Raw genomic sequence first — 17,065 nt, forward strand, 5'->3', positions numbered from 1 at the left:
CGCTCGGGCCCGGGTTCCGGGGGCAGTGCCCCCGACGCCCGATTGCGGCGGGACCGGGGAAGATCACACGTCGACGATGTGCTCCGGCCGGACGGGTACGCGCCGCAGCGCGCGCCCGGTCGCGGCCCGGACGGCCGCCAGTACGGCGGGCGTCGACGAGAGGGTCGGAGCCTCGCCGGCGCCGCGCAGCCCGTAGGGCGCGTGCACGTCGGCGAGTTCCAGCACGTCGACCGGGATGGTCGGCGTGTCGAGAAGGGTGGGGATCAGATAGTCCGTGAAGGACGGGTTGCGGACCTTGGCCCCGGGGTCGACCACGATCTCCTCCATCAGGGCGAGCCCGAGGCCCTGCACGGTGCCGCCCTGGATCTGGCCCACCACGGCCTGCGGGTTCATCGCCTTCCCCACGTCCTGTGCGCAGGCCAGTTCCACGACCTTGACCAGACCGAGTTCGGTGTCGACCTCCACCACGGCGCGGTGCGCGGCGAAGGAGTACTGCACATGGCCGAAGCCTTGGCCGGTCCTCAGGTCGAAGGCTTCGGTCGGCCGGTGCCGCCACTCGTCCTCGGCCTCGATCGGCTCGTCGCCGAGCACGTCCGCCAGCGGGGCCAGCACCTCGCCGCCGTCGGTGACGACCTTGCCACCCTCCAGCAACAGCTCGGCCGTCGCCCAGGCGGGGTGGTGGGTGCCCAGCCGCTCCCGCCCGCGTTCCAGCACCTTCTCGCGCACCAGGGCGCACACGTGCTGGACGGCGCCGCCGGTCACATACGTCTGCCGGGAGGCGGAGGTGGAACCGGCCGAACCGACCCGGGTGTCGGCCGGCTGGATCGTCACCTGGGTGACGCCCAACTCGGTCCGGGCGATCTGGGCGTGCACGGTGATGCCGCCCTGTCCCACCTCGGCCATGGCGGTGTGCACCAGGGCCACCGGCTCGCCGCCGACGACCTCCAGCCGCACCCGCGCGGTGGAGTAGTCGTCGAAGCCCTCCGAGAAGCCGACGTTCTTGATGCCGACGGCGTAGCCGACGCCCCGCACGACCCCCTCGCCGTGCGTGGTGTTGGACAGCCCGCCGGGCAGCGCGCGGACGTCCGGCGCACCCCCGACGGTCTCCCACTGCGCCTCCGGTGGCATCGGCATGGCCTTGACGCGGCGCAGCAGTTCGGCGACGGGCGCCGGGGAGTCGACGGTCTGCCCGGTGGGCAGCACGTCGCCCTGCGCCATGGCGTTCCGCTGCCGCAGCTCGACCGGGTCCATGCCCAGTTCGGCGGCGAGCTTGTCCATCTGCGCCTCGTAGGCGAAGCACGCCTGCACCGCGCCGAAGCCGCGCATCGCCCCGCAGGGCGGGTTGTTGGTGTAGAGGGCCAGCGCCTCGATCTCGACGTCGTCGACCACGTACGGCCCGACGCTGAGCGAGGCGGCGTTGCCGACCACCGCCGGGGAGGCGGAGGCGTAGGCGCCGCCGTCCAGCACGATGCGGCACTTCATATGGGTGAGCTTGCCGTCCCGGGTGGCGCCGTGCTCGTACCGGAGCGTGGCCGGGTGGCGGTGCACATGTCCGAAGAACGACTCGAACCGGTTGTAGACGATCTTGACCGGCCTGCCGGTCACCAGCGCCAGCAGGCAGGCGTGGATCTGCATGGACAGGTCCTCGCGGCCGCCGAAGGCGCCGCCGACACCGGAGAGCGTCATCCGCACCTTCTCCTCGGGCAGCCCGAGGACGGGGGCGATCTGCCGCAGGTCCGAGTGCAGCCACTGGGTGGCGACGAAGAGGTCCACCCCGCCGTCCTCGGCGGGCACGGCCAGCCCGGACTCGGGTCCCAGGAACGCCTGGTCCTGCATCCCGACCTCGTACTCGCCGGTGACGACCACGTCGGCGCGCCCGGCCGCCACCGCGGCGTCGCCGCGCACGATCGGCTGGCGGTGCACGATGTTGGGGTGCGGCACATGACCCGCGTGGTGGTCGTCCCGTCCCGGATGGAGCAGGGGCGCGTCCGGAGCCGTCGCGGAGTCCTCGTCGTGCACGACGGGCAGCTCGCGGTACTCCACCCGGATCTTCGCGGCGGCACGGCGCGCGGTCTCCGGGTGGTCGGCCGCCACCAGCGCGACGGGCTCACCGTGGTGCCGGACCCGGCCCTGTGCCAGGACGGGCGTGTCCCGGATCTCCAGGCCGTAGTTCTTCACCGCGGCCGGGAGGTCGTCGTGGGTGAGCACCGCGTGCACCCCGGCCTGCCGCAGGGCCTCGCCGACGTCGAGGGAGACGATCTCCGCGTGCGCGTGCGGGCTGCGCAGGGTGCAGCCCCAGAGCATGTCCTCGTGCCACATGTCCGAGGAGTAGGCGAACTCCCCGGTCACCTTGAGGGTGCCGTCGGGCCGCAGCGGCGAGTCGCCGACTCCGGCCCGGGCGCCGACTGCCTGGTCGAGGGTGGAGGGGGCCCCGCTGGGGCCGTCGGCGGGAGCCATCTCAGACCACCTCCCGCGCGCCGCCGCCGTCGGCGCGGGCGGCCGCGAGCCGGACGGCGTCCATGATCTTCTCGTAGCCGGTGCAGCGGCACAGGTTGCCCGAGAGCGCCTCCCGGATGTCCGCGTCGGAGGGCTGCGGGTTGCGCTCGATCAACTCGTCCGCCGCGACCACCAGGCCGGGGGTGCAGAAGCCGCACTGCACCGCACCGGAGTCCAGGAACGCCTGCTGTACGGGGGCCAGGTCGCCGGTACGCGCGGTACCGTCCCGCTCCCGCGCGTACCCGGCCAGTCCCTCGACGGTGACCACCTCACGGCCCTCGGCCTGCCCGGCGGCCACCAGGCAGGCGCAGACCGGCTCGCCGTCCAGGCGGACCGTGCAGGAGCCGCACTCACCCTGCTCGCAGGCGTTCTTGGAGCCGGGCAGGCCCATCCGCTCGCGCAGCACGTACAGCAGGGACTCGCCCTCCCACACGTCGTCCGCCTCGTGCCGGCGCCCGTTGACGGTGAATGTCACGCGCACTGTGCGCCTCCTTCGGTGGTGGGGCCGCTCCCGGTGGTGCGGTAGCTCTCCCAGGCCCAGCCCAGGGTGCGGCGGGCCATGACACCCACGGCGCGGCGCCGGTAGGCGGCACTGCCGCGTACGTCGTCGATCGGGTTGCAGGCACCGGAGCACAGCTCGGCGAACTCGCGGGCGACGGCCGGCGGGATCGTCCTGCCGCTGGTCCAGAGGCCGCCCTCGTCCAGCGCCGCGGTCAAGAAGTCCTCCGCGACCCGGGCCCGCAGCGGGGTCGGTGCCGCCGAGCCGATACCGGCGCGGACGGTACGGGTCGCGGGGTGCAGCGCGATACCGAAGGCGCACACGGCGATGACCATGGCGTTGCGGGTGCCGACCTTGGAGAACTGCTGCGGTCCGTCCGCCTTCCGGATGCGGACGGACCTGATCAGCTCGTCCTCGGCGAGCGCGTTGCGCTTGACCCCGGTGTAGAACTCCTCGACGGGGATCGACCGGGTGCCCCGCACCGACTCCGCCTCGACCTCGGCGCCCGCTGCGAGCAGCGCGGGGTGCGCGTCCCCCGCCGGGGAGGCGGCGCCGAGGTTGCCGCCGACGCTGCCCCGGTTGCGGATCTGCGGGGAGCCGACGGTGCGCGAGGCCAGTGCGAGGCCCGGCAGCTCGCGGGAGAGCCCGTCGATGATCTTCGCGTAGGGCACGGCGGCGCCGAGCCGGACGGTCTCGCCGCCGGTCTCCCACTCGTGCAGCTCCCGGACCCGGCTCAGATCCAGGAGGTGGGTGGGGCGGCGGTGATCGAAGTTGATCTCGACCATGACATCCGTGCCCCCCGCGAGGGGCACGGCCGAGGGGTGCTCCGCCTTCGCGGCGAGCGCCTCCTCCCAGCTTGCCGGGCGCAGGAACTCCATGGTGTCTCTTCTCGGTGTGCTGGCGGGGGGGCTGGCAGGTGCCTGCGCGGGTGCGACGCGGCGGGATGCTTCCCAGCGGATGCGGCCCGGGAGGTGTGGTTCCGGGTGCGGGGGACGCTGTGGATGCTGTCGAGGGGGGTCGAGACTTCTCGAGGGGGTGCGGTCAGTACACCGAGAGGTACCCGCTGCGGTGCAGTCACCGAAACCATGAAGCGTTTGGCTGGTCGGCCACCCCGTCTTGTAGATTCAGACGAAAGCAGGGAAGCGGTAACCTCACGGCTTTCTCCCGGTCACACCCCGGTGCCACGACCACGTGCTGCGCACGACCCACCCACCCGGCAGACGAAACACGAACGGCAGGCGACGAGACGATGCGGCTGCGCGCCCTCCTGGAGAACGACTCGCTGGGCCTCCGGCTCCTCGGCGGCGACGACGAGCTGGACCGGACCGTACGCGGCGTGATGACCACCGACCTGCGCGACCCCAGCCGCTACCTGTCCGGCGGCGAACTGGTGCTCTCCGGGCTGGCGTGGCGGCACGCGCCGGAGGACTCCGAGCCGTTCGTCCAGATCCTGGCCACCGCGGGCGTCGCGGGGCTGGCAGCGGGCGAGGCGGAGCTGGGCCCTGTCCCGCAGGACCTGGTCGACGCCTGCGCGCGGCACCGGCTCCCGCTGTTCGCGGTGACCGAGTCGGTCGCCTTCGCCACCATCACCGAGCACGTGGTCCGGCAGGTCTCCACCGAGCGCGCCGGGGATCTGGCCGCCGTCGTGGACCGGCACCGGCGGCTGATGTCCTCCGGCCCCGCGGGCGGCGGACCCGATGTGGTGCTCGACCTGCTCGGCTCGGACCTGGACCTGGCCGCCTGGGTGCTCTCCCCCACCGGCCGGCAGATCGCCGGCCCCAGCGAGGGACCGGAACTGCCGCACGCCACCGCCACCAGGCTGGCGGGCGCGCATCTGGCCGCCGTCCGTGCCGGGCGGCGCGCCCCGCACCGGAGGACCGAGGACGGTGCGGCCTACTCGCTCTTCCCCGTCGGCCGGGGCACCGGCGACCCGCGCCGCACCGTGCTCTCGGACTGGCTGCTGGCGGTCGCCGACGACACCGGTGACTGGCCCGCCGAGCGCCTGGACCTGCTGCACGGCGTCACCCAGCTGATCGCGGTCGAACGCGACCGGCGGGACGCAGCCCGCACCGTGCGCCGCAGGCTGGCGCAGGAAGTCCTGGAGCTGGTGCAGGCCGGCGCGCAGCCCGCCGAGATCGCCGCGCGGCTGCGCGTCGCCGCGCCCGTCCTGCTGCCGGGGCAGGGTGCGGCCCCCGCCTGGCAGGTGATCGTCGCGCGGGTGGAGTGGGACGAGCCCGACCCGGCCCGCGCCCTGGACGGCGGCGCCGTCGCCCAGTCCCTGCTCGAGGAACTTCTGGTGGACCCGCGCACCGGCGGCCCGGACGGCTCGGACCGGATCGCCGTCGCGCACGTCGACGGCGAGGCGGTCGCGCTGGTACCGCTGACCGGCGAGGGCCCGCAGGACGACACCGCCGAGGACGGCGCCGGGACGCAGGGAGCGGCGGCCGAGGTCGACGAGACACCCGCGCACCCCGGGACACGCGCCGGCGAGGGGCTGCACGCGGAGGCGCTGCTGGCCGAGGCCGGGGAACCGCTGGGGCGCGCCCTCGCCGACGACGGGCGGCTGACGTTGGGGGTGAGCGCCCCGGTGCACTCCGCCGAAGGGCTGCGGGGCGCCCTGGAGGAGGCCCGGCACGCCCGCCGGGTGGCGGCAGCGCGCCCCGGTGCGGTGCGCGCGGCCGGGCACGAGGAACTGGCCTCCCATGTGCTGCTGCTGCCGTTCGTCCCGGACGACGTGCGCCGCGCCTTCACCGCCCGGCTGCTGGACCCGCTGCGCGAGTACGACCGCAAACACCGGGCCGAACTGGTGCCCACCCTCGAGGCGTTCCTGTCCTCGGACGGTTCCTGGACGCGCTGCGCGGGCCGCCTCCATCTGCACGTCAACACCCTCCGGTACCGGGTCGGCCGCATCGAGCAGCTCACCGGCCGCGATCTGTCCCGCCTGGAGGACAAGCTGGACTTCTTCCTCGCGCTGCGGATGAGCTGAGTCGGCGGGCCGGAAGCCGCCTCACCGTTCGGAGGGGATCCTCCCGCCGGAGGGTGGTGCCGGCGGTACCGCCGCGCCGGTCGCGGTGCCGGCGCCCGGGCCGGCACCGCGCAGATAGGCGAGGACGGCCAGCACCCGGCGGTGGTCGTCGGGCGCGGGCGGGAGGTCGAGCTTGGCGAGGATGGAGCGGACATGCTTGACGACAGCCGCCTCGCTGACGACCAGCGCACGGGCGATGCCGCCGTTGGAACGCCCCTCGGCCATGGCGGCCAGCACCTCCCGTTCCCGGGCGGTCAGCCGCCGCAGCGCGGCCGGTTCACGGTCCGGGGTCAGCAGCCGCCGGACCACCTCGGGGTCGATGACGGTGCCGCCGGCCGCCACCCGGCGCAGCGCCTCGACGAACTCCGCCACCTCGCCCACCCGGTCCTTGAGCAGGTAGCCGACACTGTCGCCGGTGGCCAGCAGGTCCGCGGCGTAGGAGTTCTCGACGTACTGGGAGAGCACCAGCACCGGCAGGCCGGGGTGTTCGGTGCGCAGTCGGAGCGCGGCGCGCAGCCCCTCGTCCCGCAGCCCCGGCGGCATGCGCACATCGGTGACGACGCAGTCCGGCGCGTGCGCGGCCACGGCCTCCAGCAGCGCGGGCCCGTCGCCGACACCCGCGCACACCTCGTGGCCGAAGCGGGCCAGGAGCTGGGTCAGCCCCTCGCGCAGCAGTACGGAGTCCTCGGCGAGCACCAGCCGCACAGCCGTTCCCCCTTCTCGCTGGTTCCCGTGTGGCCCGGCGGCCCCGCGATCCCGACGGGTTCCCGCCGCCCGCACATCATCGCCGATGTGTGCCCACGTCGGTCCAGGGCAGTTCCATCCGCAGCAGCGTCGGGCCACCGGGCGGGCTGGAGAGACGCAGCCGCCCGCCGTGCACCGCGAGCCGGTCGGCGAGCCCCGTCAGGCCGGTGCCGTCCGCCGGGTCGGCACCGCCCCGGCCGTCGTCGCGGACCTCCACCGTCAGCGTCCGCCCGCCCGCCACGGTCACCTCGGCGTGTGCGGCGCCGCTGTGCTTTGCCACGTTGGCCAGCGCTTCAGCGGCGGCGAAGTAGGCGGCCACCTCCAGTGCCTCGGCGGGCCGCCGGGCGCCGAGCCGGTCCGTCACCCGTACCGGCAGGGGCGCCTGCTCGGCCAGCGCGCCGAGCGCCGCGCCCAGACCCCGGTCGGTGAGCACCGGGGGATGCAGCCCGCGGACGAGGTCCCGCAGGTCGCCGAGGACGGCCCGGGCCTCCTCCTGCGCTTCGGCGACCAGCGCGGGGTCGGCGTCCAGCCGTGCGAGGCCCAGCTTCATGATCAGTCCGGTGAGCCGCTGCTGCGCGCCGTCGTGCAGATCGCGTTCGATACGGCGCCGCTCCCCCTCGAACGCGTCCGCCAGCCGGGCCCGGGAGGCGGTCACCTCCGTCAGCCGGGCGTCCAACTCCCGCTCCCGGCGCGGCCCCACCAGCACGGCCCGGGTGAGCGCCGCCCGCATCCCGGCCAGGCAGGCGAGGGTGTAGCAGGCGAGCACCGCGAAGACCGGCGTCAGCAGGAGCCATGGCAGCACCTGGGCCGGTTCCGTCAGCACGATGCCCGGCCCGTACATCACCCGGTCCCCGTCCGCGACGGTGAGCAGCGCGAACGGCTGGCTGACGACCAGGCCGAACGCCAGCAGGACCGCCAGCAGGTCCAGCAGCGCCAGCGCCGCGTTGAGCAGGGCGAAGCCGAACTCCGTCCAGGTGGCCGAGGACGCGGCGCGCTGCCGCAGCCCGCAGAGCGCGCGCCGGATCGCGCTACCGCGCGCGCTCCGATCCGCTCCCGCAGGCACGCGCGGGCGGCTGTCCCGCGGGCCGGGCAGACGCAGTCGGCGTCGTTCGAGTTCGGCGAGACCGGCGGCCGAGGCGGGGACGCCCAGCAGCACGACCGCGCCGATCCCGACCGGCAGCAGCAGCATCCCGGTCACCGTGAGCGCGACCGCGAGGCAGAGCCAACCGACTCCCAGCACGCCGCCGACCAGCAGGTGGCGCACCGCGCGCAGCGGCCACGTCGAGCACAGGAAGGCCCGGGGCCCACCCGCCAGCGCCTGCCACACTCCGAAGTCGGCGGCGCCCTGCCGACCGGCGGCGGCTCCGCCGGTCCCGCGGTGTGCGGACGCCCCCGGCCCGGCCGGGCTCCCCGCGCCACGGCCCCCCTCGAACGTCGGCTGCGCTGCGGGCTTCTCGCCGGTCACCACGGGTCGACCGTACGCGACAACAGCGCACGCAGCTGCCGGACCGCGGACTCCCAACTCCATTCCGCCACGACCCAGGAGCGGCCCGCCGCACCCATCGCGGCGGCCGCCCGCGGATCGGTGAGCAGGCCGGTGAGGCGCTCGGCGACGGCCCGGACGTCGCGACCCTCGACGAGGTACCCGGTCTCACCGTCCCGGACCGCTTCCGGCACCCCGCCGGAGTTCCCGGCCAGCACGGGCAGCCCGGCAGCGGCGGCCTCCAGACAGACGATGCCCAGCCCTTCGGCCTCCAGGCCGAGCCGGCGAGTGCGGCAGGGCATGGCGAAGACATCGGCTGCCGCGTAGTAGGGCGGCAGGTCGCCGTGCGCCCGGGACCCGGTGAAGACGACGGCGTCCTCGGGCACGTCCGGCAGCCGCCGCGCCAGTCTGCGCAGCGCCCGTTCGCGGGGGCCGGAGCCGACGATCAGGAGCGTCGCCCCGGGCACCGCGGCACGCACTCGGGGCATGGCGCGGATCAGGGTGTCCTGCCCCTTGCGCCGGACCAGCCGCGAGACGCTGAGTATCACCGCTCTGTCCTCCAGGCCCAGTCGGCGACGCACGGCCCGCTCTTCGCCGTCCGGACGGAAGCGCGCGCTGTCGACTCCGGGCACCAGCCGGGCCGTGCGGGCGCGCGGGCCGAATGCCCGAGCGGTGCGGGCCCGCGAGTAGGCGGTGAGATGGGTGACCGTGTCGACGCGGTCGCCGATCCTGCGCAGCGCTCCCCGGGTTCCGGGGAGCGCGGCCCACCACATCTCGTGCCCGTGGGTCGTGGCGACGGAGGGCAGTCCGAGACGTCCGGCGAGCAGTCCCAGCGGGGCGGCGGCGCCGAACCACACGCGGTCGCACCCGTAGCGGAAGGCCAGTGCCCGGGCCGTCGCGGCCACCCGCGGGGTGGGCAGCAGCGTCCGGGCCCGGTCGCGGACGACGGGGAAGGGCTGCGTGGCGTCGAACGCGTCGGAACCGGGCTGGGCCGCCGTGTAGACGACGACCTCGGCGGGCGGGAACCGGCGGGCGATCTCGTGGACGAAGGTCTCGATGCCGCCTCGGCGGGGCGGATAGTCGTTCGTCACGATCAGCGTGCGGCCGCGGTCCGCGTCCGGGGGCCGGTGCCGGGACGCGGGCGGGTTCGGGTCGTGGGGCATCGGCAGCCTCCGGAGTGCGCCCGCAGAGGGGCAGGGGATGGGTGGGCGCCCGGCGCGGGGAGCTGTGAACACGCGCACGAGAGGCACGCGGGGCCCGCGCCGAGCGGTGGCACACGGCGAAGTACAGGCGTACGGCCGCTCTTGCGCTGGTCCGCGGAACGTCGCGACCTGCGGCGATGGGGTTCACTCCGCCAGCCAACCGCCGATCGGCTGGGAGTTCACTGCAGCAGGTTGCCGACCTGGGGTAGAGCAGGCACTACCCCGCCGCTCCCCCGAACCGCCGGGAGCCCGGCGCTTGTCGATCCGGCCTCGCCGGTAAAACTTTGTGAACTGATTCACACCACCCCCTTGGCCGGGCGGCGCAACCCGTGCTGTGATGCGCTCACATCCGGCTCGACGGCGCGCTTGGGGAGGGCACTGTGGCGGACACCGCCATGTCACGTTCGGAAAGGCTGGATCCGACGGGCCCGACAGGTCACGGCGGCCCCACGGGCCCCGACATGGGCCCGGAAAGCCCGCTGGGACAGGCGGTGTGGCGGCTGCGGTCGCGGGGGTGCTGGGAGGACGCGGCGGCGCTGCTGGAGCCGTACGTGCAGGAGCATCCGCAGGCGGCCGTCGGACGGGCCGGGCTGCTCGTCGAACGGTGCATGTACACCGGGGGCGGTTGGCCCGCGGCGGAGGACGCGCTGCGGGTCGCCGAAGCCGTGGCCCGGGTGGACGACGACCGCGGGGCCGCGGCCTGCGAACGCGGCCAACTCGCCTATGCGGCCACCGTGCTGGGCGTCCGCGACCGCACCGACGAGGCGCGGGCGGCGCTCGGCCGGGCCGCCGCGCTTCTGGAGCCTGGCGCACCCGGCCGGGCGCTGCTGGACTTCCGGCGCGGGCTGCTGGCGGAGAACCTGAGCGACACCCCGGAGTCCGCGCGCGCCGCCTACCGCAGGGCGCACGCGGGCGCGACAGCCCGCGGCGACCTGCTGCTCTGCTCCTCGACCTGGCGGCATCTGGCCGGACTCGCGGCCCGCGAGGGCGAACTGGCCGAGGCCCGGCACGGTTTCGCCGAGTCGCTCCGGCTGCGGGAGGAACTGGGGTTCCTCGTCGGCATGGCGCCCGCTCTGGCCTCGCTCGCCGAGGTGCAGCCGGAGCCGGAGGCCACCCGGCTGCGCGAGGAGGCCGGGCGGCTGTTCCGGCTGCTGGGCGGCGTGCCCTCCTGGCTCGCCGACCGGCTGCCGGAGTCCGAACGGGGCGAGGAGCGGGGCGAGGAGGCGGACGGCGGGACCTCCGGGGAGGCCACGCCGGCGGTGCCTCCGCACCGGGCGTGACCCGCGCCCGGGCGGGCCGCGTCGCGCCTCAGATATGGCCGCGGACCAGTCGTTCGACGGCCGAACAGTCCTGGTCGGCCAGCGCGTCCAGCAGCGCGAGGTGATCGGCCGCCTCGGCGAGCAGGTCGGTGGTGCGCGGGGCGGGCGCCGCGCGCAGGGCCGACAGCTGCGCCCGGCGCTGCACGTCCTCGGCGACGGCGACCAGTTGCCGGTTCCCGGTGGGCTCCAGCAGGGCGCGGTGGAAGGCGAGGTCGGTCTCGGCGTAGGCGGTACGGTCTCCGCACGCCGCCGCCCGCAGGGTGTCGTCCGCGAGCGGCCGCAGTTCGGCCCAGTACCCGGGGGGCAGGGTCCGTGCGAGCCCCAGGATCGCCGGGACCTCCAGCAGCGCCCGGATCTCGGTGAGTTCGGCCAGGTCGCGGGGGCTGTGCGCGGCGACACGGAAGCCCCGGTTGGGCACCGTCTCTACCGCGCCCTCGCTCGCCAGGAGCTGCATGGCCTCCCGTACGGGAGTGGGCGAGACGCCGAAGCGCTCCCCCAGCGCGGGTGCGGAGTAGACCTCACCCGGGGCCAGCTCTCCGGAGAGCAGCGCGCCGCGCAGGGCTTCGAGGATCTGGTCGCGTACGGAATGACGCTGCGGCACCACCCTCGGGGCCGCCGGTTCGCAGTGGGTGTGCTCACCGCGGGCACTGCCCTCCGCCCGCCGGGCGCGGGCGGCGGACGGCACGGTGGCGCGCCGGGCCGGTCCGGAGCCGGCCGGGGCGAAGGGCCGGGGTACGACGGACGACGGGCCGGCCGCCGGCGGGACGACGGCGGGCCCCGCAGGTGGCTCCGCTCGGCTCTGCTCCATGGGGCCCCCAGCACTCTGCGTACATGTCTTCGCCATGCAGGCTGCCGTGCACCCTAGGCCGAGGCGACACGAGATCAAACCTCGGGCCTGATCAGTTAAGGTAAGGCTTACCTGCTGACGCTCGTCGATTCGGTGGTCCCCATGACCGTGCCCACCCTCGCCTCCGTAGCCTCTGACGTCTCCGCTTTCCGTACGGCCTACGCCCGGCTGACCGAGGTGCTCCCGTCGCTGGGTGTGACCGAGACCACGGCTCGGGAACCGCTCCCCGAGGGCCCCGGCTGGGTACGCGCCGCGGCGCTCGCGGACGGCGGCGAGGCACTCGACGCGTTCCTCGTCTGGGACGAGGAGCAGATCCTGCGGGACCACGGGCGGCCCGGACGCCCGGACGTCGTCGCCAGCTTCGGGCTGCACCGCTACGCCTGGCCCGTCTGCCTGCTGGTCACCATCCCGTGGTTCCTCCAGCGGCGGGTGCCCCGGCTGCCGGTGGAGGCCGTGGCGGTCCAACGGTCCCGGGGACGGCTCGCGGTCCGGATCGAGGAGTTCGCCTGCCTGCCGGACGACCCCGCGGCGGCCGCACCGGGCGCGCGCGTGGTGCCCGGCGAGGAGGCGCTGCGTGCCGAGGTGCGCGACGCGGTGGCGACCCATCTCGCGCCGGTGCTGGAGGGGTTCAGGCCCCGGATGCGGCGCGGCGCGCGGGCGCTGTGGGGGATGGTGACGGACGAGATCACCGAGGGACTCTGGTACCTCGGCCATCTGCTGAGCGAGGAACCGCGCGCGCGGGCGGAGGCCGAACTGCTGCTGCCCGGCGCGGTCGCGCCCTTCGCCCAGGGTGCGGGCTTCCGCGAGCTGCCCGGCCCCGGAGGGGCGGCGCTGACCACTCGCGACCGGGCGAGCTGCTGCCTCTACTACACCCTCCGGCCCGAGGACACCTGCGTCACCTGTCCCCGGACATGCGACGCGGAGCGAATCGAGCGGATGACCGTGATCCGCTGAGCTGTTCGACCCCAGGCCCCTCTCCCGGCCCTCTGCGCCCTCATTTCGCGTGCTCTTCCCCTGAAACCTCCCGGCGGAGTGGCGCTCTGCCGTAAGCATGCTCGGGACGAAGCAAGCCAGAGCGCGAGCGCGACACCGCCTCGCACGCGACGGGGCCTACTCGGCGTCCCCGGCGTGCGCCCGCGGTACGCGCGGCAAGGGGCACCCCGATGAGACTGACCGACATACCGCTGAACTGGGTGCTGCCGGGCGCCGTGCTGCTCGTCGGCACTCTGGCCGCGGTGCTGGTGATGGCGCGCTCGCGCCGGCACGGCTCCGCCTCCGAGAGCGAGAGCGCGACCGCGCACGGCCAGCCCGACTCCGCTGAGCGGGCTGAGGAACGGCGCCGCCGCAAGGAGACCCTCTACGCGACGGCCGCCTACCTGCTGCTGTTCTGCTGCGCCGCGGTCGCCGCAGCGCTTTCCTTCCACGGGCTGGTCGGATTCGGCAGGCAGAACCTGGGCCTGGGCGGCGGCTGGGAGTACCTGGTGCCGTTCGGACTGGACGGCGCCGCGATGTTCTCCGCCGTGATCGCCGTCCGGGAGGCCAGCCACGGGGACGCCTCGCTGGGTTCGCGCCTGCTGGTGTGGATCTTCGCGGGAGCCGCGGCGTGGTTCAACTGGGTGCACGCGCCTCGCGGCACCGGACACGACGGCGCGCCGCAGTTCTTCGCGGGGATGTCGCTCTCGGCCGCGATCCTGTTCGACCGGGCGCTCAAGCAGACCCGCCGCGCGGCGCTGCGCGACCAGGGCCTGGTGCCGCGTCCGCTGCCGCAGATCCGTATCGTCCGCTGGCTGCGGGCCCCCCGGGAGACGTTCGGGGCCTGGTCGCTGATGCTGCTGGAGGGGGTGCGGACGCTGGACGAGGCCGTCGACGAGGTGCGCGAGGACCGGCGGCGGAGCGAGCAGGAGCGGCAGCGCCGCAAGGACCAGGAGCGCCTGGACCGGGCCCGGGTCAAGGCCCTCAACCGGCAGCACCGCCGGTGGAGCCGGGGAGGCGCCGCGGCGCCGCACGTGGAGGTCGAAATCGGCACGCCCGCGCCGGCCGCGCCGTCCGGGGGAGGTGAACCGTCCGGCGAACTGCCCGCCGTGGCCCCCTCTCCCGTACCGCCCCGCGGCAGGCCCGCATTGCAGGCGGTCGGGGACGACGGTGCCTCGCCACGCGGCCGCCGGGAGGGTGACGAGTCCGCGGGCGAGTCCGGCCGGGAGGGCGGCGAGAAGGGCGCGGCCAGCCCGCGGTTGGACAGCCTGGAGGAGAAGCTGGCGGAGATCGAGCGGCAGTTCGGCTGACGGTATTGCAGTCCGCCGGTGTGGTGCGGCAGCCCCGACAGGGTTGCTTCTCCGCACCGGCGGTGCCGGCCGACCGCGCCGCGCCGGGCTCCTCAGCCCTCCGCCCCGGGGCGCCGGGCGGGGAAGGCGCGGCTGCGGGCCGCGTACACCAGGGCCAGTACCGGCAGCATCAGCGCCAGGACGCTCCAGGGGAACGACGCCGCGCCCAGCGCGTCCAGCAGCACCCCGCCCACGACGCCCCCGCCCGCCATGGCCGCGTTCCACAGCGTGACGAGCATCGCCTGCGCGGCGTCCGCGGACTCACCGCCCGCCTCGCCGGCGGCGGTCTGCAGCAGCGTCGGCGCCCCTCCCCAGCCCAGCCCCCAGAGGGCGACCGCCGCGTAGACGAGCGGTGTGCTGTCGGCCGCCACCGCCAGGGCGGCTGCCGCGAGGGCGACCAGCAGGGCGCCGCCGAGTGTCAGCGCGCGGAGTCCGCGGCCGATGTGCGCGCCGACGTACCAGATGCTGAGCAGCGAGGCGGCGCCGAACACCAGCAGGACGCGGTCGACCGAGCCGCCCAGGCCCGCGTGGTCGAGGAAGGCGGCGATGTAGGTGTAGAGCACCGTGTGGGCGAGTACCCAGCCGAGCGTGGTGAGCAGGACCGGCAGCACTCCGGGGATGCGCAGCACGGCGGCCATGGGAGTGCGGTCGTCCGGCTGCTGCCCGGGCTGGTCGGGAACGGCGGCGGTGATCCAGCCGAGCAGGACGGCGGTCAGCGCCGTCATGGCCCAGAAGGCGGTGCGCCAGCCGAGTGCGTTGCCCAGGAAGGTGCCCGCGGGAACGCCCAGCGACAGCGCGAGGGGGATACCGGCCATGGCGATCGCGATGGCCCGGCCGCCCAGGTGAGCGGGGACCAGGCGGCGTGCGTATCCGGCGAGCAGCGCCCAGGCGAGCCCGGCCGCCACACCGGCGACGAAGCGCGCCGTCATGGTGAGGGTGTAGTCGGTGGAGACGGCGGTGACGGTGTTGGCCGCGGCGAAGCCGGCCATCGCGGTCAGCAGCAGCCGCTTGCGCCGCCATCCGGCGGTGAAGGCGGTGAGCGGGACGGCCGTGAGCGCGGTGCCGACGGCATAGATGGTGACGCTCTGGCCCATGGCGGACTCGCTGACGGCGAGGTCGCCGCTCATCGCGGGCAGCAGACCCGCGGGCAGGGTCTCGGTGAGGCTGGTGACGAAGACGGCGGTGGCGAGCGCCAGCAGGGCGGCGAGCGGGAACGCCCGGCGCTCGGGGCCGGCGGGGCCGGACGGCCCCGGAGCGCCGTCGGGGGTGAGCGCGTCGTGCGCGGTGTCGGTTCGCATGACCGGTATGCTCGAACCCTCACACAGATGTGAAGGTCAAGTCGGCGGCTGCGGAGCGTCTTCGGAACGGGTCCGGAGCGTGCCGGGGAGGGCGGGGAGGCGTCGGATGCGGATCGGAGAGCTCTCGGAACGGACCGGGACACCCCGGCGGCTGCTGCGCTACTACGAGGAGCAGGGGCTGATCGCCGCGGACCGGGCGCCCAACGGCTACCGCGACTACGACGACCGGTTCGTCGACCGCGTACTGCAGATCCGGGGGCTGCTGGACGCCGGGCTGCCCACCCGGATCATCAAGCAGATCCTGCCGTGCCTCGACAAACCCCGGGTCATCCACTTCCGGGACGCCACCCCGGAGATGCTGGCCACGCTGGAGGACCAACTGCAGCGGATGACAGCCCGGGTGCAGTGCCTGGCCCGCAACCGGGACGCCATCGCGGCCTACCTGCAAGAGGTCCGGGCCACCCGCGCACCGGCATTCGGGGACGCTCCCGGGGAGCCGTCGAACCATTGACCCCGGCCGTTCGGCACAGCGGCGGGATGCGGTGTCAGGTGCTCGGGAAGTTCGGTGGGCCCCTGCCCGGGCAGTCGGCCCGGTCAGCCGTGCAGGGCCACGCGGTGGAGAGTCGCCAGCGCGTCGTCGACAGGATGGGGCTGCGGCCTGCCGGAGGCGTCGAGCCTGTTCCACCTCTGCAGGTTCACCGCGACCGCCAGCTGCCGCCTGCCGTCGGCACCGGCCATGGCCAGCGTCCCACCGCCCCATACCGTGCCGCCATGGCCCCAGAAAGTGCCCTGGCCAGGACCCTCCATCGGGTGCAGACCGAGGCCGTAGTCGATCGTCCTCCCCTCTTGTGAGATGACCGGGACGGTGCGCTGCATCTGCGCCAGCGACGACGGGCTGACGATCTCTCCGGCCAGCAGCATGCCGTAGAAGCGGTTGAGATCCGCGACGGTCGAGATCAGCGAAGCCGCCGGGCCCACCCACGACATGTCGTAGACGCTGTAGTCGCGCGGCGGATCGATCATGCCGAACCACACTTCGTAGAGCCGCGAGTGCGGCCCGTCGACATACGGTCCGTCAGGGAGTCCGGTGTCCCGGAGACCAGCGCGCTCGATGACGTGCCGGGTGATGTACTGCTCGGCCGTCATGCCGGTCACCTGTTCCAGAAGCCGACCGAGGAGCAGGTAGTTGGTGTTGGAGTACACCCCGGGCGTACCGCCCGGTGCGCCGACTGCGGGTGCGGTGACTCCCGTCTCGATCAGCTCGAGGGAGTCGAACCGCGTGAACCGGTGGTCGTCCAGGCTCTGGGGCCGGGTCTCGGCGAGGGCGGGGAATGCCTTGAGGGAGGGGTAGACGTACGGGAGGTATTCGGCGAGGCCGCTCGTGTGATTGAGCAGCATCCGGACCGTGACCGCGTCACCGCGTTCTCCCGGAACCAGCCTCGGGAGGTATCGGCTGATCGGTGCGTCGAGCCCGACCTGACCGCTCTCGACCTGCTGCAGAACCGCGGCGGCCGTGAAGGTCTTGGTGATGCTGCCGACCCGGTGCCGCATTCCGGCGGTGACGGGGCGACCGGTGGCGATGTCGGCGACCCCGGCGGCGCCGCGCCAGACCTGGTCGCCGTCCCGCACCTCGGCGAACAGACCCGGTACTCCCGCGCGGTGAACGGCTTCGACGGCGGCATCCAGCGCCGCACTCTCCGATGGCTCTGTCATGTCGTACGTCCTTGTCGGTCAGGAGAGTCGGCCGTGCGGCAGACTCCGGTGCTGCTCGGCGGAAGGCGAGGGTCGCGCCGCAACAGGCCCTGGGAACTCCCGGGGTGGGGTCCGTGTC

Annotated in this window: 14 protein-coding genes; 5 read left to right on the forward strand and 9 right to left on the reverse strand. The window is 74.5% G+C overall.

Features of this window, described 5'->3' with window-relative positions:
- Positions 1–63: 63 nt before the first annotated feature.
- Genes pucD through P2424_RS20695 form a run of 3 tightly spaced genes read right to left on the reverse strand, consistent with a single transcriptional unit; the run spans position 64 to position 3,873 of the window.
- Positions 64–2,457 (reverse strand): xanthine dehydrogenase subunit D, encoded by a 2,394-nt coding sequence (gene pucD, locus P2424_RS20685; RefSeq protein ID WP_276477248.1) that lies wholly within the window; start codon positions 2,455–2,457, stop codon positions 64–66.
- Between the two features lies 1 nt (position 2,458).
- Positions 2,459–2,977, reverse strand: a complete 519-nt coding sequence (locus tag P2424_RS20690; protein ID WP_276477249.1) for a (2Fe-2S)-binding protein — start codon at positions 2,975–2,977, stop codon at positions 2,459–2,461.
- Complete coding sequence (locus tag P2424_RS20695) at positions 2,968–3,873, reverse strand: xanthine dehydrogenase family protein subunit M (protein WP_276477250.1); 906 nt, start codon at positions 3,871–3,873, stop codon at positions 2,968–2,970. The genes P2424_RS20690 and P2424_RS20695 overlap by 10 nt, the downstream gene beginning before the upstream one ends.
- A 371-nt stretch (positions 3,874–4,244) precedes the next feature.
- Here P2424_RS20695 and P2424_RS20700 point away from each other — a divergent pair, with 371 nt between their 5' ends.
- Positions 4,245–5,981: a PucR family transcriptional regulator gene (locus P2424_RS20700; protein ID WP_276477251.1), complete on the forward strand. Its 1,737-nt coding sequence runs from the start codon at positions 4,245–4,247 to the stop codon at positions 5,979–5,981.
- Positions 5,982–6,002: 21 nt separating this feature from the next.
- Here the strand turns inward: P2424_RS20700 and P2424_RS20705 are convergent, their stop codons facing one another.
- From P2424_RS20705 to P2424_RS20715, 3 genes are all read right to left on the reverse strand, one after another.
- The gene (locus P2424_RS20705) at positions 6,003–6,716 is read right to left on the reverse strand and encodes a response regulator transcription factor (RefSeq protein ID WP_276479049.1); all 714 of its coding nucleotides are present in this window, start codon (positions 6,714–6,716) and stop codon (positions 6,003–6,005) included.
- An 85-nt stretch (positions 6,717–6,801) separates the two neighbouring features.
- A complete protein-coding gene (locus P2424_RS20710; RefSeq protein ID WP_346660109.1) occupies positions 6,802–8,232 on the reverse strand; it encodes a sensor domain-containing protein in 1,431 nt (476 codons plus the stop codon).
- A complete protein-coding gene (locus P2424_RS20715) occupies positions 8,226–9,410 on the reverse strand; it encodes a glycosyltransferase family 4 protein (protein WP_276477252.1) in 1,185 nt (394 codons plus the stop codon). Before P2424_RS20715 ends, P2424_RS20710 begins: the two co-directional genes overlap by 7 nt.
- Before the next feature lie 500 nt (positions 9,411–9,910).
- On the opposite strand from P2424_RS20715, the gene P2424_RS20720 reads away from it, so the two are divergent.
- Positions 9,911–10,729, forward strand: a complete 819-nt coding sequence (locus P2424_RS20720) for a hypothetical protein (RefSeq protein WP_276477253.1) — start codon at positions 9,911–9,913, stop codon at positions 10,727–10,729.
- Positions 10,730–10,757: 28 nt separating this feature from the next.
- Here the strand turns inward: P2424_RS20720 and P2424_RS20725 are convergent, their stop codons facing one another.
- A complete protein-coding gene (locus P2424_RS20725; protein WP_276477254.1) occupies positions 10,758–11,576 on the reverse strand; it encodes a GntR family transcriptional regulator in 819 nt (272 codons plus the stop codon).
- A 141-nt stretch (positions 11,577–11,717) separates the two neighbouring features.
- On the opposite strand from P2424_RS20725, the gene P2424_RS20730 reads away from it, so the two are divergent.
- Positions 11,718–12,569, forward strand: coding sequence for a (2Fe-2S)-binding protein (locus P2424_RS20730; protein ID WP_276477255.1), 852 nt, complete (start codon positions 11,718–11,720; stop codon positions 12,567–12,569).
- Positions 12,570–12,778: 209 nt separating this feature from the next.
- The gene (locus P2424_RS20735; RefSeq protein WP_276477256.1) at positions 12,779–13,897 is read left to right on the forward strand and encodes a DUF2637 domain-containing protein; all 1,119 of its coding nucleotides are present in this window, start codon (positions 12,779–12,781) and stop codon (positions 13,895–13,897) included.
- Between the two features lie 92 nt (positions 13,898–13,989).
- Here P2424_RS20735 and P2424_RS20740 read toward each other — a convergent pair whose 3' ends face one another.
- Entirely contained in the window at positions 13,990–15,234 is a 1,245-nt protein-coding gene (locus P2424_RS20740) for an MFS transporter (RefSeq protein ID WP_276477257.1), read from the reverse strand.
- Positions 15,235–15,340: 106 nt separating this feature from the next.
- Between P2424_RS20740 and P2424_RS20745 the strand changes: the two genes are divergently transcribed.
- Entirely contained in the window at positions 15,341–15,745 is a 405-nt protein-coding gene (locus P2424_RS20745; protein ID WP_276477258.1) for a MerR family transcriptional regulator, read from the forward strand.
- A gap of 83 nt (positions 15,746–15,828) precedes the next feature.
- Here P2424_RS20745 and P2424_RS20750 read toward each other — a convergent pair whose 3' ends face one another.
- Entirely contained in the window at positions 15,829–16,947 is a 1,119-nt protein-coding gene (locus P2424_RS20750) for a serine hydrolase domain-containing protein (protein ID WP_276477259.1), read from the reverse strand.
- Positions 16,948–17,065: the final 118 nt, after the last annotated feature.

The organism is Streptomyces sp. WMMB303, assembly GCF_029351045.1.
Classification (GTDB): domain Bacteria; phylum Actinomycetota; class Actinomycetes; order Streptomycetales; family Streptomycetaceae; genus Streptomyces.

What these genes read in the sequence shown, in the direction of transcription:
- pucD (WP_276477248.1), bottom strand. Translation starts at nt 2,457, where the DNA reads ATGGCTCCCGCCGACGGCCCCAGCGGGGCCCCCTCCACCCTCGACCAG.
- P2424_RS20695 (WP_276477250.1), bottom strand. Translation starts at nt 3,873, where the DNA reads ATGGAGTTCCTGCGCCCGGCAAGCTGGGAGGAGGCGCTCGCCGCGAAG.
- P2424_RS20700 (WP_276477251.1), top strand. Translation starts at nt 4,245, where the DNA reads ATGCGGCTGCGCGCCCTCCTGGAGAACGACTCGCTGGGCCTCCGGCTC.
- P2424_RS20715 (WP_276477252.1), bottom strand. Translation starts at nt 9,410, where the DNA reads ATGCCCCACGACCCGAACCCGCCCGCGTCCCGGCACCGGCCCCCGGAC.
- P2424_RS20720 (WP_276477253.1), top strand. Translation starts at nt 9,911, where the DNA reads ATGGGCCCGGAAAGCCCGCTGGGACAGGCGGTGTGGCGGCTGCGGTCG.
- P2424_RS20725 (WP_276477254.1), bottom strand. Translation starts at nt 11,576, where the DNA reads ATGGAGCAGAGCCGAGCGGAGCCACCTGCGGGGCCCGCCGTCGTCCCG.
- P2424_RS20730 (WP_276477255.1), top strand. Translation starts at nt 11,718, where the DNA reads ATGACCGTGCCCACCCTCGCCTCCGTAGCCTCTGACGTCTCCGCTTTC.
- P2424_RS20735 (WP_276477256.1), top strand. Translation starts at nt 12,779, where the DNA reads ATGAGACTGACCGACATACCGCTGAACTGGGTGCTGCCGGGCGCCGTG.
- P2424_RS20740 (WP_276477257.1), bottom strand. Translation starts at nt 15,234, where the DNA reads ATGCGAACCGACACCGCGCACGACGCGCTCACCCCCGACGGCGCTCCG.
- P2424_RS20745 (WP_276477258.1), top strand. Translation starts at nt 15,341, where the DNA reads ATGCGGATCGGAGAGCTCTCGGAACGGACCGGGACACCCCGGCGGCTG.
- P2424_RS20750 (WP_276477259.1), bottom strand. Translation starts at nt 16,947, where the DNA reads ATGACAGAGCCATCGGAGAGTGCGGCGCTGGATGCCGCCGTCGAAGCC.